This window comes from Corynebacterium sp. AOP12-C2-36 (genome assembly GCF_052379185.1).
Taxonomy (GTDB): domain Bacteria; phylum Actinomycetota; class Actinomycetes; order Mycobacteriales; family Mycobacteriaceae; genus Corynebacterium.
This window is the reverse complement of record NZ_JBQSYJ010000008.1, coordinates 136,447-152,219: the sequence shown is the minus strand read 5'-3', so window position 1 is coordinate 152,219 and position 15,773 is coordinate 136,447. Positions and strand designations below refer to the sequence as shown.

The following is a 15,773-nucleotide window of genomic DNA, read 5'->3' as shown; positions in this document are numbered from 1 at the left end:
CCAGGTCGGCATCACCGACCTGGGGGGTTGTTCGTCCGGGGCGCGTCAGTCCTGCGCGGTCAGTCCTGCGCGGTGAGTGCCGTCAACGCCGCCAGTGCCGCGTCCGCCAGCACCTCCGGGGACTGCGCGGCGTCCACCCGCACGCCGGCCTCGTCGGCGCGCAGGCGCTCCAGCTCGGCGTACTGGGCGGTGAGCACCTCTTCGTCCGGGTACTCGCCGGTCCGCTTCAGCGAGCGGTCGCGGATCACGTCGGCGGTGCCGTGCACGTGCACGAAGAACACGAAGCCCTCGGCCTCGCGGAAGATGTCGCGTGCACGGCGCCCCAGCCCCAGGCTCACCACCACCGTGGAGTTCCCCTGCTGCGCCTGCTCCGTCAGCCAGTCGCGGATGGAGTACGCCCACGGCAGGCGTTCCTCCGGTGTCAGGAAGCCGCCGGCCTCCATCCGGCTGCGGACCTCCTCGGGCTGCAGCCCCTCCGCCGTCGCCCCGGTGAACCCGGTGCGCTGCTGCAGCTCAGCGGCCAGCGGAGCCTTGCCGCTGCCGCTCACCCCCATCAGGACGATATGTACCGGTGCCATCACCGACTCCTTTCACTTTCCCCCACTCTGGCACAGAACCGTCGTCGGGGGTGGGAGTGGGGAATCTAGCCGAAGCGCCCGGAGATGTAGTCCTCGGTCTCCTTGCGCTCCGGGCTCTCGAAGATCTTCTTCGTCGGCCCGACCTCCACCAGCTTGCCGGGCTTACCCGTGGCCTCCAGGGAGTAGAACGCGGTCTGGTCGGACACGCGCGCAGCCTGCTGCATGTTGTGCGTGACGATCACGATGGTGAACTCCTCCTTCAGCTCGTGGATGAGGTCCTCCACCGCCAGCGTCGAGATCGGGTCCAGTGCCGAGCACGGCTCGTCCATGAGCAGCACCTCCGGCTCCACGGCGATCGCCCGGGCGATGCACAGTCGCTGCTGCTGACCGCCAGAGAGCCCGCCGCCGGGCTTGTCGAGGCGGTCCTTGACCTCCTCCCACAGGTTCGCCGAGCGCAGGGACTTCTCGGCGACCTCGCGCAGCTTCTTCTTGTTCTTCTCGCCGGCGAGCTTGAGCCCGGCGATCACGTTCTCCTCGATGGACATCGTGGGGAACGGGTTGGCCTTCTGGAACACCATGCCGATGGTGTTGCGCACGCCGACGGGGTCGATGTTGCGGCCGTAGATGTTCTCGCCGTCCAACAGGACGTCGCCCTCCACGTAGGCGCCCGGGATGACCTCGTGCATACGGTTGAGCGTGCGCAGGACGGTGGACTTGCCACAACCGGACGGGCCGATGAAGGCCGTCACGGAGCGCGGCGGAACCTCCAGGTTGACGTCCTTCACCGCGTGGAAGTCCCCGTAGTAGATGTTCACGTCGTGCAGGTCGAGGCGTTTGGCCATGGTCTGTTTCCTTAGCTGGTTTTCTGGCTGGTCTCTAGCTGGACTTGATCGAGAACTTGTTGGAGATGAACCGCGCCCCGATGTTCAGTGCGCCGATGAGGACCACGAGGGTCAGGGCCGCGCCCCACAGTCGAAGCAGCACCTCGTCGCTGGCCTGCAGCTTGTACATCTCCAGCATGAACAGGGGCAGCGAACTCTGGTTGCCGTCGAAGACGTTCCAGTTGATCACCGGGGTCGCGCCGACGAGGATCAGCACGGGGGCGGACTCACCCATCACGCGGGCCACGGCGAGCATCACGCCGGTGACGATGCCGGACAGGGCGGTGGGTAGCACGATGCGCACGATCGTCTTCCACTTGGGCACGCCCAGGGCGTAGGCCGCCTCACGCAGGTCCATCGGCACGATGCGCAGCATCTCCTCGGTGTTGCGCACGATCACCGGCACCATCAGCAGCACCAGCGACAGCGACACGGCGAAGCCCGAGCGCTCGAAGCCGAACATGGTGATCCACAGGGCGTAGACGAACAGGGCCGCCACGATGGAGGGCACACCGGTGAGGATGTCGACCATGAACGTGGTGGTGCGTCCCAGCCAGCCGCCACGGGAGTACTCCACGAGGTAGACGGCGGTGAAGATGCCGACGGGCACGGAGATCACGGTGGTCACCGCGACCTGGGTCAGCGTGCCGATCACGGCGTGCACGATGCCGCCGCCGGCGACGTTGGAGAGCTGGCCGAACATGTCGTAGATCCACCAGTCCACGCTGAGCAGGGCGGGGATGCCGCGCTGCACGAGCACGAACAGGACCCACACCAGCGGGAGGATCGCCAGGCCCATGGTCGCGTAGATGACCACGGTGGCCAGGACGTTGCGGGCCTTACGGCCGGTGGAGATGTCGGTGAAGCCGCTCGGCGCCAGTGCGGAGTGCGGGCGGTTGTCGAGCTCGGTGGGGTCAGTGGGCACAGACGTGGCCATCGCAGTCGTCCTTTCCGCTACTTGGTGTTGTTGACCAGCGACCGGGCGGCGGCGTTGACCAGGAAGGTCAGCACGAACAGCACCAGTCCGGCGGCGATGTAGGCGCCGGCCTTGAGGTCGTCGTTGAATTCGGGGGCTGCGTTGGCGATGGCGGTGGCGAAGGTCGTGCCGCCGTCCATCAACGATCCGCGGAAGCCGGGGGCCGAGGCGATGACCATGTACAGCGCCATCGTCTCACCGAGCGCGCGGCCCAGGCCGAGCATCGCGCCGGAGATGTAGCCGGACCTGCCGAACGGCAGGACGGTCATGCGCACCACCTCCCAGCGCGTCGCGCCGAGGGCGAGTGCCGCCTCGATCTGACCCCGCGGGGTCTGGACGAACACCTCGCGCGCCGTGGCGGCGATGATCGGCAGGATCATGATCGCCAGGACGATGCCACCGGTGAAGATGTTGCGGCTGGTCGAGAACGCCGGTGAGGTGCCCTGCTCCCAGTTGAAGAGGATGAACCCGCCGGCCCAGCCGGTGAGCCACTCGTAGAACCCGCCGAGGGCCGGGCCGAGCACCTGCATGCCCCAGATGCCGAAGACGATGGACGGCACCGCGGCGAGCAGGTCGATGACGAATCCCAGCGGCCGCACCGCCCGCTTCGGGCAGTAGTTCGACAGGAACACGGCGATGCCCAGGGCGACGGGCATGGCGATCAGCAGTGCCAGCACCGAGACCATCACGGTGGTGAAGAACATGTTCGGGATCCCGAACTGCATCCACCCGCCCTCGTTGGTGCTGTGGTTCAGGTCCCAGCGGTCACCGTAGGTGAAGAAGCTGAGGAACCCGTCGCGTTCCCGCGACAGCGCGGGGATCGCCTGCAGCAGCAGGAACAGTCCGATGGCGCCGATGATCACGGTGATCAGCGCGGCGGCACCGGTCGACAGCGTCTCGAAGACGCGGTCCCCGGTGCGCTTCACCGCACCGTCGGAACCGCGGCGGGACGCGCCGGATGCGCCGGCGGCACCGTCAGTGCCGGACGTGCCGGACGCCGCGGCGTCCTGCGTCGTGCCGTCCTGCCCGCCGTCTGCCGCCACGGGCGTCTCGGGGTCCGTCTCGGGGTGGGAGTTGGTCATGCTACTGCAGCGCGTCCACGGCGGTCTCGAGCTTCTCCTTGAAGGAACCGCTCAGCGGGATGTAGCCGGACTCCTCGAGCTGGTCGTTCTGGTTGTCGAGGATGGTGTGCAGGAAGTCCTTGACCTTGGCGGCGGTGTCCTCGTCGTAGCCGGCGGAGCAGACGATCTCGTAGGTCGTCAGCGCCAGCGGGTACGCGCCCTCCTCCTTCATGGAGAACAGGGCCTCGGAGTCCACGACCAGGTCGTTGCCCTCACCGGAGAAGGCGACCTCGTCGAGGGCCTTGTTCACGGTCTCGGCGTTGAGCTCGGTCGGGCCGGCACCGAAGTCGAGGTTGGCGATGCCCAGGTCGTTGGCGGTGGCGAAACCGGACTCCACGTAGGTGATCGAGCCGTTGGTGGCCTTGACCTGGTCGGCCACACCGGAGGAACCCTGCGCACCGGAACCGACGCGGGTCGGGAAGGTCTTGCCCTCGTCCTCCCACAGGCCGTCGGTGGCGGTCTTCAGGAAGGACTGGAAGTTGTCGGAGGTGCCGGACTCCTCGGCGCGGTAGAGCACGTCGATCGGCATGTCGGGCAGGTCCACGCCCTCGTTCTCGGCGGCGATGGCCTCGTCGTTCCAGTTGCGGATGTCGCCCTTGAAGATCTTGGCGACGGTCTCCACCGACAGGTTCAGGTCGTCGACACCGTCGAGGTGGAAGGCCACCGCGACCGGGCCGACGACCATCGGCAGGTGCCAGGCGGGGTTGTCCTCGCAGCGCTCCGCGGCGGCCGCGGCCTGCTCCTCGTCGAGGGCGGAGTCGGAACCGCCGAAGTCGACCTGGTCGGCGATGAACTGCTTCTGGCCCGCGCCGGAACCGGTGGCGTTGTACGCCAGCACGGCACCGGGGACGGCGGAGGAGTAGGCGACGCCGAACTGCTCCATCGCCTTCTGCTGGGAGCTGGCTCCCTCTCCGCGGAGCTCGCCCTGGGTGTCGGAGAGCTCGTAGGAGCTGTCGGTCGAGGCACCGTCCCCGTCACCGGAGTTGGAGTTCGAGCAACCGGTGAGGACGAGCGAGCCGGCGGCGACGGTCGCTGCCGCAGCGGTCAGGGTGCGGCGGCGGGAGGTCGAGATCTTCACAGTGGGTAGTCCTTACACATGCGTTGTGGGTTGACGACGCACCGTACGTTAGCCACCGGTGGTGGACGTGAGACACCCTGGAGGTGAACGGAAGATGAATATATTCACGGCGGATGTGAGCCGCCGCCGCACCCCAGCTACACCATGCCGCGGTAGACCACGTCGCGGTGCACGACCTCGAAACCGAGACGGCGGTAGGTCGCCACGGCCGGGGCGTTGTCGCCCTCTACGTACAGGTCAACGGCCTGCGCTCCCCCGTCGATCAGGTACCCCACCCCGACCAGGGTCACCGGGCCGCCGAGCCCACGGCCACGGGCGGCGTCCGCCAGACACACCACGTACACCTCGCCGTGGGGGTCGCCGTCCGGACGTTTCGTCCAGTGGAACCCCAGGCACTCCTCCCCGTCGAAGAGGAAGAGGACGCCGGCGGGGTCGAACCAGTCCGCCTCCCGGGCCTCGTCGAGCGCGCCCTGGTCCCAGCCGCCCTGCTCCGGGTGCCAGGCGAAGGCCTCGTTGTTGACGCGCAGCCACTCGGTGTCGACGTGCCCGGCACCGAAGGCCTCGGCCGCCGCAGTGTAGTCCAGGACCTGAAGACCCTCCTCCCCGACGGTGGCGAGCGCCTCGTCGCGCCCGGCGAGCAACGCCTCACGGCGCTCGGCACCAGAGCAGTCGACCGACATCTTCAGCAGTTCACGGGTGGTCCGTGCACCCCGCCCGTCGGCGAACCCCTTCGCCGACTCCAGGTCGCCGTGCGACCAGACGCTGAGCTGACGCTCCACGTCGATGTGCCGGGCGATCTCGCGCAGCATGCCCGTCGCCACGCCGCGCCGGCGCACGTCCGGACGCACCGCCAGCTCGGCGACGTAGGACGAGTTGACGGAGACCACGCCGACGACCGTGTTCTCCCCGCCGTCCCCGCCGGCGACCTCGGCGACGAGGTGGCGATAACCCTCCGTCCCGTCCAGCGAGCGCAGGAACGCCTCGCTGTAGGCGGGCACACCGTCGGCGTCCTCCACCGCGGCGAGCAGTGCGTCGATGCCCTCGCGCAGCGGTGCGTCCTGCCCCGGGACGAACTCGCGGTGTACGGGGTCCACCCTGCCTGTGTCCGGTGTCTGGTCGGTCTCGTTCGTGCTCATCGTCGTCCTCTCCTCGGACTGTTTCGGGGGCTGTTTCGGGGCTGTCTCAGGCCCCATCCAGTTCCACTGCCTTGTAGCCCACGTTACGCACCGTGGCGATGACCTTCTCGTACTCGTGGCCGAGCTTGGCGCGCAGGCGACGCACGTGCACGTCCACCGTGCGGGTGCCGCCGAAGTAGTCGTAGCCCCACACGTCCTGCAGCAGCTGCTCGCGACTGAACACCCTGCCGGCGTGCTTGACCAGGAAGTACAGCAGCTCGAACTCCTTGTACGTCAGGTCCAGCGGGCGACCCTCCACCCGGGCGACGTAGGTGACCTCGTCGACTATCAGCCCGCCGATCGTGGCGACCTGGCTGTCCTCGGCCTCCTCGACGGGCACCGGACGGCGGGTCATCAGCATGCGCAGGCGGGCGTCGACCTCGGTGGGCGTGGCGGAAGGGAGGAGGAAGTCGTCCACCGCCCAGGAGCCGTCCAGCGCGATCACGCTGGTCTCCTCGATGGCCACGGACACCGGCAGCGTGGGGTACGCCGCGGCGACGGAACGGCACAGGTCGCGGGCGCCGAGCAGGTTGGCGCCGGTGACGTCGATCATCACGACCTCCGCGCCGCTGATCTCCTTCACCGAGGACGGTGCGGGACGCAGGATGACCACCTCGTGGGACAGCAGTGCCAGCGACGGAAGCACCTCTGAAACGTCGTCCTTGTCAGAGAGCACGGTCAGTTTCAAGGCCGTCGTCCTTCCTTCGGTGTGACTTCGCCGGGACCGTTGCGTCCCGGCACCGTCACCACTTTACACCGGCCGGACCTGCATAATCTCGGTGACCGACCACCGCAACAGCCTCGAAACGAATCCGTAACATTTCGCACATTCGGCCCCACCCCCGCCACTTTGTATGCTGGGGCGGTGACCGAGACCACCGAAACCCCCGCCTCAGGACGAGACGACGGCCAGGACGCAGGACAGGACGCAGGACGCAGCGAGCGCCGTCAGGGTCGTCAGGGTCGCAGCCCGCGCCGCCGCGCGGTCACCGTCCTGCTCGTCGTGGTCGCCGTCCTCGCCGCCACCGTGGGCGCGGCCGTCGTCGCCGACAGCCTGGTCGCCGCGCGGGTGGAGAAGAGGATCTCCGACCGCATCTTCGAGGAGGCGAACCTGGCCACCCCGCCGCACGTGCAGGTGACCGGGACGCCCTACCTCGCGGCCGTGTTCACCCACGAGGTGCCGTCGATCCAGGTGGAGTCCACCGACGTGGAGATCCCCGGCTTCGGCCGTGTCACCGTGTCGTCGTCCGCCACGAAGATCACCCTCGGCAAGGACGCGGTGCTCTCCGGCGACTTCACCGACGCCCCCGCCCGCGAGGTGTTCACCCGTGTGCAGATGGACACCGTGGAACTCGGCGAGCGCATGGGCATCGACGACCTCGGACTGGCCTCGCAGGACAACTCCTCGCCCACCGGCGGCTGGGAGACCGAGGGTTACCTCTCCGGCACCCCCGACGGGCTGTCCGAGGAGGACTCGGGACGTTACGAGGTGGGTGTCCGCCTGCGCGTGTGGCAGGGCGACGTGTACCTCAGCCCCACCGAGATCACCGACACCCCGCACTCCACCGCGCCGGAGGATCTCGACGACGAGCTGACCGAGCAGGTCCTCGACGCCTTCACCCTGGAGATGCCCGGGGAGAACCTGCCGTTCCGCAGCCCGCCGCGGCGCGTGTACACCGCCGGCGGCACCCTGTTCATCGAGGCGGAGCAGAACTACACGCGGGTGAGCGTGGCCGACCTGGCGCCGAGCTCCGGCCCGTTGGACGAGGACGAGCAGGCCGGACTGTAGTTCCCCCGCTCCAGATCCCCGCTCCGCTTCCGGTCCCGCCGCGGGCGGACCGGTACGCTGTCACACATGACTAGCGAGAACCCCATCTCCGGTAACGAGGCCGTCGCCCGCGCGGAGGAACAGTCCAAGCAGACCGCCGGACGCAACATCCCCACCCTCGGTGACCTGCCCGTCGCCGAGGACACCGCCAACCTGCGTCAGGGCCCGAACCTGCACGACGGGCTGTTGGCTCTGCTGCCGCTGGTCGGCGTGTGGCGTGGCGAGGGCCACGCCTCCCCCGTCGGCGGCTCCGAGGACTACGCCTTCGGCCAGCAGATCGTGTTCGCCCACGACGGCGAGAACTACATCAGCTACAGCTCCCGCATCTGGCGGCTCGACGACGACGGCGAGGCCACCGGCCAGGACATCCGGGAGACCGGTTTCCTGCGCATCAGCGACAACGACGACATCGAGTTCCTCACCGTGCACAGCACCGGTGTGGTCGAGGTGATGTACGGCCGCCCGCGCAACGAGCGCGCCTGGCAGCTGGAGAGCGCCTCCACGCTGGCCTCGGAGACCGGCCCGCGCAACTTCGGCCCCGGCAAGCGCCTCTACGGCCTGATGCCGAACAACAACCTCGGCTGGGTCGACGAGCGCGCCGAGAACGGTGGCAGCGGGGAACTTACCCCGTGGATGTCCGCCGAGCTCAGCCGCGTGATCGGTTAATCACCGGGTCGCGGCCTCCACGGCGAGCGCCTCGACCTCGTCGGCCTGCTCCGGGCGCGGCAGCGACCGCCCGTCGATCTCGGTGACCCGGGCGTGGATGCGCACCGAGGACACCAGCCACACCCCGTCGGCCTCCCGCAGGTCCGCCACGGTAAGCGGCTCCTGTGCCACCTCCCAGCCACGCTCGCCGGCCAGCTCGAAGAGCGAGGCCTGGGTGGTGCCGGGCAGGACGCCGGCCTGCTGGGTCGGCGTCACCATCCTGCGCCCCGTCACCGCGACGACGGTGGACGTGGGCCCCTCCAGGACGCGGTCGTCGTCGCCGTTGAAGATCACGTCGTCCAGTCCCTGGGACGCCGCATGGCGCAACGCGGCCATGTTCATCGCGTAGGACAGCGTCTTCGCCCCGACCAACGCCCACGGCGAGTCCTCGGAGACGCTCAGGCTGAAACCACGGTGCGCGGTCAACACCCGCACCCCGTCCCGCCGTTGACGTACCGCGGTGGCGGACTCCCCGCTGACCGTCACCCACCCGGTGACCTGACCGGTGGACTCACGGCCACGCGAGTACATCCACCGCAGGGCGGCCTCCCCGCCCCCCTGGTCCTCCCAGGAGGACAAGGCCATGTCGGTGGCCTGCAGCCACCGGTCGGTGTCCGGTGCGGGCAGGTCCAGCAGCGCCGCGCCACGCACGAAACGGTCACGGTGCAGGTCCAGGTTGCGCACCCGCCCGGAGCGCACCATGAGGGTCTCGAAGATGCCGTCGCCGCGGCGTGCGGCGAGGTCGTCGAGGTGGATCACCGGCACCGTCGGGTCGATCAGCTGCGGCGGGGCGTCGGAGGCCGGACGCACGTCCACCGCCACGTCCTTTGTGTCGTCCATGGTGTTCTCTGTGGTGCTGTCGGCGCTCATGGCGACCAGTCTAGATGCCGCCTGCCAGACCGTGCGCCAGACCGTGTGCCTGACCGTGTGCCTGACCGTGTGCCTGACAAGGAGGGCACTTCGGTACTAGGGTGGGGTACGTGAGTCAGACGCACAGCCCCCTGGCCGACCACGTCCCAGGGGCAAGCACGGAAGACGGTTCAGGTCTCGACGCGCACCGGCCCCTCCTGGCGGCCACCGCGCGCCACTACGGAAGGCCACTGATCGAGCAGTCGACGGTGGACGAGGGAGACACCGGCCTCATCGACGGCTGGTCGCACACCGCCGTCCTGGTCACCGGGCCGGAGGCGGCCACCTGGCTGAACAACCTGATCTCCCAGAAGGTCGACGCGATCGGCGTCGGCCAGACCACCAACGGCCTGATACTGGACATCCAGGGACGCGTGGAGCACGCCTTCGGCATCGCCGCGGTGGACACCGACACCCTCCTGCTGGACGCCCCGGGCGACTCCGACCCCGCCGCCCTCGCCGACTTCCTGTCGAAGATGGTCTTCTGGGCACAGGTCGAGGTCACCACGCCGGAACTGGCCCTGATCAGTGTGGTCAACCCGGCGTCCTCCCCCGCCGCGCAGGCGGGCACCGGCGCGCCGGAGGGACTGGACGGCCTGGACGGCAGCGCCGCGTCCGGGGTCCGGTACTGGGCGACGCGTACCCTCGGCGGCCACGCGGTGACCGACCTGTGGGTCGACGTGTCGACCGTGACGCAGGTGTGGGACACCCTGGCGTCCACCGGTGCGCGCCCCGTCGGCGGCTGGGCGGCGGACGCCCTGCGCATCCGCGACCGCCGGCCGCTGCTCGGCGTCGACACAGACGAACGCCTCATCCCCCACGAAGTGCCCGGATACATCGGCGGCGACACCCCCAGCGCCCACAGCGCGACCCAACTCGCCCGCGCCGACGACGGGCCCACGTCCTCCGCCGTGCACCTGAACAAGGGCTGCTACCGCGGGCAGGAGACGGTGTCACGCGTGCACAACCTCGGCCGCCCGCCGCGCCAGCTCGTGGTGCTGCAGCTCGACGGCTCCGGCCACTCCCTGCCAGAGGTCGGTGCGGCGGTCACCGCCGGCGGGCGCAGCGTGGGACGCATCGGGCTGACCGTGCAGGACGCCGAGGAGGGTCCGGTGGCCCTGGCGCTGGTGAAACGCCAGGTCATCGAGAAACTCGCGGCCGACCGGGCGTCCGGGGAGAACAAGACCCCGGCATTGAGTGTGGACGGGGTGGACGCGGCCGTGGACCCCGACGACATCGTCGTCGACAACACGGTCCGGCCCGGCCGCGCGGCCGTGAACAAGCTGAAGGGAAAAATCTGACCGGCGTTCACCTGCGATGACGATGCTGACGGGCAATTCAGGGCGGGTCTGTTTCTGACAACTGCGCCCTCACCCGCTATGGTGGGGACAGAACAGAATCACTGAAAGATGCGAGAGCAGCTCAAATCCCTGGCTGCTCCATTGACAACCCGAGGGGGTCAGGCCATGGGTCGCGGCCGTGCCAAGGCAAAGCAAACCAAGGTTGCCCGTCAGCTCAAGTACAGCTCTCCAGACATGGATCTCGAGAGTCTCCAGCGTGAGCTGTCCACTGAGAGTGGGCATTCCACCGAGGACGATTACGAGGAGTGGGACGACTGGAGCGCCGAGGAGGACGAAGGCCGCTGACGGTCATCTCCGTCCCCTCCCCGCAGTGAACGCCGGTGCCCGGGCCCGGTCCACGTCATGAACCGATGACGTGGACGGGCCCGGTCGCCGGTTTTCGCGTGCCCTAGATAGACAAGCACCGGACAAGCACCGGACAAGCGTCAGGGGCCAAGATCGAGCGTGGGATGTTTGAACCCGATGATTCAACCATCCCACGCTCGATCTTGGCCCCTCTGGCTGCGGCGCTTAGGTGCGGGCGCGGGCGCTTAGGTGCGCGGGTGCTCCCCCACGAGCTCGGCACGCACGGCGGCACCGTTCTCCGAGCCGTCCTCGGCGGCCAGGCGGACGTGGCCGAGCTTCCAGGCGTCGATGTGGCGGGCGGTGAGCATCGCCAGGGCGCGCTCCGCATCGTCCTCACCGACGACGGCGACCATGCCGACTCCCATGTTGAAGGTCTTCTCCATCTCCTCCTGCGACACCTTGCCCAGCTGGGCGATGGTGCGGAAGACCGGCGCCGGCTCCCAGGACCCACGGTTGAGCTCGGCGACGAGGCCCTCCGGGATCACGCGGGCCAGGTTCGCCGCCAGGCCACCACCGGTGACGTGGGAGTAGGTGTGCACGTCGCACTCCGAGGCGAGCGCCAGGCAGTCGAGCGCGTAGATCTTCGTCGGCTCCAGCAGCTCCTCGCCGAGGGTGCGTCCGAAGTCGGACACGTAGCCGTCCAGCGCCAGGCCGGCCTTCTCCAGCAGGACGTGGCGCGCCAGGCTGTAGCCGTTGGAGTGCAGGCCGGAGCTGGCCATGCCGATGACCACGTCGCCGTGACGCACGCGGTCCGGGCCGAGCAGCTTGGCCTCCTCGACCACGCCGACGGCGGTGGCGGAGACATCGTACTCGCCCGGCTCCATCAGGCCCGGGTGCTCGGCGGTCTCGCCGCCGAGCAGGGCGCAGCCGGCGTCGATGCAACCGGCGGCGATGCCGGAGACGATCTCGGCGACGTGCTCGGGCACGACCTTGCCGATGGCGATGTAGTCCTGCAGGAACAGCGGCTCCGCGCCGCAGACGACCAGGTCGTCGACGACCATGGCCACCAGGTCACGTCCGATGGTGTCGTGCTTGTCCATCGCCTGCGCCACCGCAAGCTTCGTGCCGACTCCGTCGGACCCGGAGGCCAGCAGCGGCTTCTCGTAGTCCCCCAGGGCGAACAGGCCGGCGAAGCCGCCGAGACCTCCCCTGACCTCGGGTCGGGTCGCCTTCTTGGCGATGGGTGCGAACAGCTCGACGGCGCGGTCGCCGGCCTCGATGTCCACGCCGGCGGCCGCGTAGCTCGCGCCTCCGGAACTGTCGCGGGGATCGGTCTGGTCTGTCAAAGTAATTCGCCTTCACTCGCGGTGATCGTCGTGCAGGAAGTTCTTGCGTTGAACCGAACCCAGCCTACCCGGTGCCACCAGCGACCGACGTACTCAGACACCCCGGACGACCGGCAGCCAGTGCGATACGTCACCCGCGTGAGCCCCGGACACCTCCGCGCCCGCGGCCACGGCACCGTCCAGGTCGATGAGACCGCCGGCCAGACGCAGCCAGGTGAGCGCATCGCACTGCACCACGTTCGGCGGCGTCCCCCGCCGGTGCACCGACCCCTCGACGCACTGCGCCGCCGCGAACGGCGGCACCCTGACCTCGACACTGTGCCCCGGGGCGTCCTGCTCGAGCTGGGCGACGCTCAGCCGCACGGCGGCGGCGACGACGCTGCGCGACGGGCGCGGGACGTCCTGCGGGTCACGTGCCCACGGCCACACCTCCACCATCGCGGAGCGCAGCGCTGCGGGGTCTGTCGTCTTCGTCGGCCTCGGTGACATGCCCCCGATGATACGGGGAGTGCACGGGGATGGAATGCGGCACTGGCGGGGACTGTAGTATGGCGGTGTTCACCAGTGAGACGAAAGGCAGATTGTGGCAGTTACAGGGGCAGACGAGCAGGAACGGGCGCTGCAGCCGGAGACGACGCTGCGCTTCATGGCTGCGCCGACCGACGTCCTCATGCAGGGGGCACGGGGCGTCCACGGCGGTCGTGTCCTGGAGTGGATCGACAAGGGGGCCTACGCCTGCGCCGTCGGCTGGTCCGGCGCGTACTGCGTGACCGCCTACGTGGGGCACATCCACTTCACCCGGCCGATCCCCTCGGGCCACATCGTCGAGGTGCGCTCACGCATCGTCTACACCGGACGCTCCTCGATGCACATCGTCAACGAGGTGCTCTCCGCCGACCCGCGTGAGGGCGTGTTCACCCGCGCCTGCGACTGCCTGGTCATCTTCGTCGCCATGGACGAGAACCGGAAGTCCATGCCCGTGCCGCACTTCGAGCCGGGCTCCGAGGCCGGCCTGCGGGTGCAGGAGGCGGCCCTGTCGCGCGTGCAGCTGCGCAAGGCCATCGAGGAGGAGATGCTCAAGCAGAGCTACTCCTCCGACCCTGCCGCCACCACCGCCCCGCGGATGACGCACCGCTTCATGGCCAAGCCCACCGACGTGAACTGGGGCGGCAACGTCCACGGTGGCACGGCGATGGAGTGGATCGACGAGGCGGCGTCCGCCTGCACCTCGGCCTGGACCGGGGAGCGCACCGTGGCGGTCTACGCCGGCGGTTTCCGCTTCTACCGTCCCGTGCACATCGGCGACCTCGTGGAGGTCGAGGCCCGCGTGATCCGCACGGACGTGCGCAGCATGTCGGTCTCGGTGCACCTGCGCGCCGGCGACCCGCGTGAGGGCACCGGCAACCTCCCCGTCGGCATCCACGCCTCGATGACGTACATCGCCACCGACATCGACGGCAACCCCCTGGCCGCCCGGCAGTTCACCCCCACCACGCCGGAGGACAAGCGACTGTCCCAGCACGCCGCCACGCTGCGCGAACTGCGTACCAAGTACCGGCCCATGCCCCTGGTGGACCCGCTGCGCGACGAGAGCCAGTACCCGATGAACTGATCAGACGAAGTAGTCGACTCCCATGACCTGGTAGTCGCCGTCTATCTCGAGCAGCATCACGTTTCCACGGGTCTCATCGTCTCCGTCCACGACACCCACCACGTTCATGCTGTCTACCTCTTCCCGGGTAAACCCTTCCTCCTCGATGCCCTCATAGAGCTCTTCCGGATCCTCCATGATGTTCAGCTTGAGCTGGTCGATGGTGATCACGGTGTCCCCTGCCCGGAAGTCACTGCCTCCAAAGTAGGAGTCGAGCCCGACGAAGGACTGACCGTCCTCGAGCCCGAAACTGTTCATTACCTCGTCGCGGGACTGGGAGACCGAATTCTCCGTGACCCAGTCGCGCAGGTCCTCCTCGCCCTCCTGCGAGAGCATGTCGTCGACTACCGACTTCGAGGCCTTGTAGGGGTCACCCCCGCCGAACAGGCCCAACGCCCACCCCGCCAGGCCCACGACAACCGCGGTGACCACGGCGGTGATGCCGATCGCCAGGATATTGGACTGCTTGAAGGAGTCCTGGACCTGGTGGCCTGCAGCGGACGCCTTGCCGCCGGCGGTGCGGGCGAACTGGCCCGCGTGCTGTTGGAACTGTCCTGCCCCACCGGACGCTGCGCCGGACGTCGCGCCGGCAGGCGCTGTCGCGTCGCCGGTGTTGAGCGCGGCCAGCTCGCGGAGGGAGACCACGTCGATCTCCGGTGCCGACGGATCGTCGAGCCGCTGGTCGTAGAGGGAGCGCCGGGTCTCGTCGCCGAGGATCGCGCGTGCGGTGGAGAGCTGGTCCTGGAGTCCCGCATCGTCTGCGGGCACCTGCGCCAGTCGACCGTCGAGCTCCGTGCCGAGTTCCGCCGGCGAGGACTGCCGGGAGAGCCCGAGTGACTGGTAGAGGTCATAATGTGCCATGAGTGGTTTCTCTTTCTTCGAGTGGGGCGCGTCGACTAGCGGAAATTGGATGCGTTGATGACGTTGAAGATCTTGAGATCCCCGCCCTGCTCGATGATCGCGACCATTCCCTTGTAGTCGCCCGAGCTGTCCGCGATCCCGACGATCCGGCGTGATTTGGCCTCTTCCTCGGAGAACCCGTCATCGACGAAGGACTCGAAGTCAGCTCCACCACCCAGAACCGCCATGTGCTCCGGATTGATCGAGGTCTGCGCGTGAAGGCCGCCACCTGAGAACAGCGAGTCCATACCGCTGAACGAACTGCTGCGGCCCTCCCCGACGTTCATCGCCTGCATCAGCTCATCCCGGTACTGGTAGGTAGTATTCTCCCGCAACCAGGTACGGAGCTCGTCGGAGTCCGAGTGGTCGAGCATGTCGTCCACCAGCGCGATGGCGTCCGGATCGTCCTGCTGCCCGGAGTCCCCGCCCGTCAACGCGCCGAGTCCCCAGCCGACCAGCAGGACGACCACGGCGGTGACCACCGCGGTGATGCCGATGGCCAGGCCCTTGGACTGGCGGAACGAGTCCTGGACCTGACGGCCGGCGGCACCCGCCTTGTCGCCGGCGTTGCGGGCGAACTGGACTGCCTGCCCCTGCTGCCCCTGCTCTCCCTGCTGTCCCGCCGGAGGTCCGACGTCGAGCGCAGCGAGCTCCTTCAGCGACGCCACGTCGATGTCCTCGGCGTTCGGGTCGCCGAGCCTCTGGTCGTACAGCGAGCGCCGGGTATCGTTGCCGACGACCGCGCGTGCGGTGGTCAGCTCGTCGAGCGCCGCAGCATCGTCCTGCGGTGTCGCGGCCATCCGGTCGGCGAGAACCCGGTCCAGCTCCCCCGTGGGAGCGCTCCGGTCCAGCCCCAGGGACTGGTAGATGTCATAGTGTGCCATGAGAATTCTTCCCTCGTGAAACGTAGGATGCCATGCTGGCACCCAGTGAAGTCAGTGGAAGGTTATCAACAACACATATAAAAAGAACCCGCCGT

The 15,773-nt window shown here is 68.6% G+C and carries 17 protein-coding genes; 5 read left to right on the top strand and 12 right to left on the bottom strand.

Annotated features, from left to right (window positions below; genetic code table 11):
- Nucleotides 1-59: 59 nt before the first annotated feature.
- From ACT3UN_RS08965 to ACT3UN_RS08935, 7 genes are all read right to left on the bottom strand, one after another.
- The gene (locus ACT3UN_RS08965; protein WP_301442855.1) at nucleotides 60-578 is read right to left on the bottom strand and encodes an AAA family ATPase; all 519 of its coding nucleotides are present in this window, start codon (nucleotides 576-578) and stop codon (nucleotides 60-62) included.
- 65 nt (nucleotides 579-643) lie between these two features.
- A complete protein-coding gene (gene pstB / locus ACT3UN_RS08960; protein ID WP_301442854.1) occupies nucleotides 644-1,420 on the bottom strand; it encodes a phosphate ABC transporter ATP-binding protein PstB in 777 nt (258 codons plus the stop codon).
- Between the two features lie 34 nt (nucleotides 1,421-1,454).
- On the bottom strand, nucleotides 1,455-2,396 hold the full coding sequence (gene pstA / locus ACT3UN_RS08955; RefSeq protein ID WP_301442853.1) for a phosphate ABC transporter permease PstA: 942 nt from the start codon (nucleotides 2,394-2,396) through the stop codon (nucleotides 1,455-1,457).
- 17 nt (nucleotides 2,397-2,413) lie between these two features.
- Entirely contained in the window at nucleotides 2,414-3,517 is a 1,104-nt protein-coding gene (gene pstC / locus ACT3UN_RS08950) for a phosphate ABC transporter permease subunit PstC (protein ID WP_301442852.1), read from the bottom strand.
- A 1-nt stretch (nucleotide 3,518) separates the two neighbouring features.
- Nucleotides 3,519-4,628 carry a phosphate ABC transporter substrate-binding protein PstS gene (gene pstS, locus ACT3UN_RS08945; RefSeq protein ID WP_441578958.1) on the bottom strand — a complete coding sequence of 370 codons (1,110 nt, stop codon included), beginning with the start codon at nucleotides 4,626-4,628 and terminating at the stop codon, nucleotides 3,519-3,521.
- 143 nt (nucleotides 4,629-4,771) lie between these two features.
- A complete protein-coding gene (gene mshD, locus ACT3UN_RS08940) occupies nucleotides 4,772-5,770 on the bottom strand; it encodes a mycothiol synthase (protein WP_441582848.1) in 999 nt (332 codons plus the stop codon).
- A 46-nt stretch (nucleotides 5,771-5,816) separates the two neighbouring features.
- Nucleotides 5,817-6,497: a winged helix family transcriptional regulator gene (locus ACT3UN_RS08935; RefSeq protein WP_301442849.1), complete on the bottom strand. Its 681-nt coding sequence runs from the start codon at nucleotides 6,495-6,497 to the stop codon at nucleotides 5,817-5,819.
- Nucleotides 6,498-6,674: 177 nt separating this feature from the next.
- Here ACT3UN_RS08935 and ACT3UN_RS08930 point away from each other — a divergent pair, with 177 nt between their 5' ends.
- Together ACT3UN_RS08930 and ACT3UN_RS08925 are read left to right on the top strand one after the other, a co-directional pair.
- A complete protein-coding gene (locus tag ACT3UN_RS08930) occupies nucleotides 6,675-7,598 on the top strand; it encodes an LmeA family phospholipid-binding protein (RefSeq protein ID WP_301442848.1) in 924 nt (307 codons plus the stop codon).
- Between the two features lie 66 nt (nucleotides 7,599-7,664).
- Nucleotides 7,665-8,303, top strand: coding sequence for an FABP family protein (locus ACT3UN_RS08925; RefSeq protein WP_301442847.1), 639 nt, complete (start codon nucleotides 7,665-7,667; stop codon nucleotides 8,301-8,303).
- On the opposite strand, the gene ACT3UN_RS08920 is transcribed toward ACT3UN_RS08925, so the two are convergent.
- Nucleotides 8,304-9,212, bottom strand: coding sequence for an aminodeoxychorismate lyase (locus ACT3UN_RS08920; RefSeq protein WP_301442846.1), 909 nt, complete (start codon nucleotides 9,210-9,212; stop codon nucleotides 8,304-8,306).
- Nucleotides 9,213-9,322: 110 nt separating this feature from the next.
- Here ACT3UN_RS08920 and ygfZ point away from each other — a divergent pair, with 110 nt between their 5' ends.
- Both ygfZ and ACT3UN_RS08910 read left to right on the top strand, forming a co-directional pair.
- Nucleotides 9,323-10,552, top strand: coding sequence for a CAF17-like 4Fe-4S cluster assembly/insertion protein YgfZ (gene ygfZ, locus ACT3UN_RS08915; protein ID WP_441582846.1), 1,230 nt, complete (start codon nucleotides 9,323-9,325; stop codon nucleotides 10,550-10,552).
- A 165-nt stretch (nucleotides 10,553-10,717) separates the two neighbouring features.
- Nucleotides 10,718-10,897, top strand: coding sequence for a DUF3073 domain-containing protein (locus tag ACT3UN_RS08910; RefSeq protein ID WP_038553056.1), 180 nt, complete (start codon nucleotides 10,718-10,720; stop codon nucleotides 10,895-10,897).
- A gap of 245 nt (nucleotides 10,898-11,142) precedes the next feature.
- Here the strand turns inward: ACT3UN_RS08910 and purM are convergent, their stop codons facing one another.
- The gene (gene purM / locus ACT3UN_RS08905) at nucleotides 11,143-12,243 is read right to left on the bottom strand and encodes a phosphoribosylformylglycinamidine cyclo-ligase (protein WP_441578954.1); all 1,101 of its coding nucleotides are present in this window, start codon (nucleotides 12,241-12,243) and stop codon (nucleotides 11,143-11,145) included.
- A gap of 93 nt (nucleotides 12,244-12,336) precedes the next feature.
- The gene (locus ACT3UN_RS08900; RefSeq protein WP_301443713.1) at nucleotides 12,337-12,732 is read right to left on the bottom strand and encodes a sterol carrier family protein; all 396 of its coding nucleotides are present in this window, start codon (nucleotides 12,730-12,732) and stop codon (nucleotides 12,337-12,339) included.
- 157 nt (nucleotides 12,733-12,889) lie between these two features.
- On the opposite strand from ACT3UN_RS08900, the gene ACT3UN_RS08895 reads away from it, so the two are divergent.
- A complete protein-coding gene (locus tag ACT3UN_RS08895) occupies nucleotides 12,890-13,855 on the top strand; it encodes an acyl-CoA thioesterase (protein WP_301443714.1) in 966 nt (321 codons plus the stop codon).
- Here the strand turns inward: ACT3UN_RS08895 and ACT3UN_RS08890 are convergent, their stop codons facing one another.
- On the bottom strand, nucleotides 13,856-14,755 hold the full coding sequence (locus tag ACT3UN_RS08890) for a hypothetical protein (protein WP_301443712.1): 900 nt from the start codon (nucleotides 14,753-14,755) through the stop codon (nucleotides 13,856-13,858). It lies immediately after the preceding gene.
- A 35-nt stretch (nucleotides 14,756-14,790) separates the two neighbouring features.
- The gene (locus tag ACT3UN_RS08885; protein ID WP_444656905.1) at nucleotides 14,791-15,678 is read right to left on the bottom strand and encodes a hypothetical protein; all 888 of its coding nucleotides are present in this window, start codon (nucleotides 15,676-15,678) and stop codon (nucleotides 14,791-14,793) included.
- Nucleotides 15,679-15,773 lie beyond the last annotated feature (95 nt).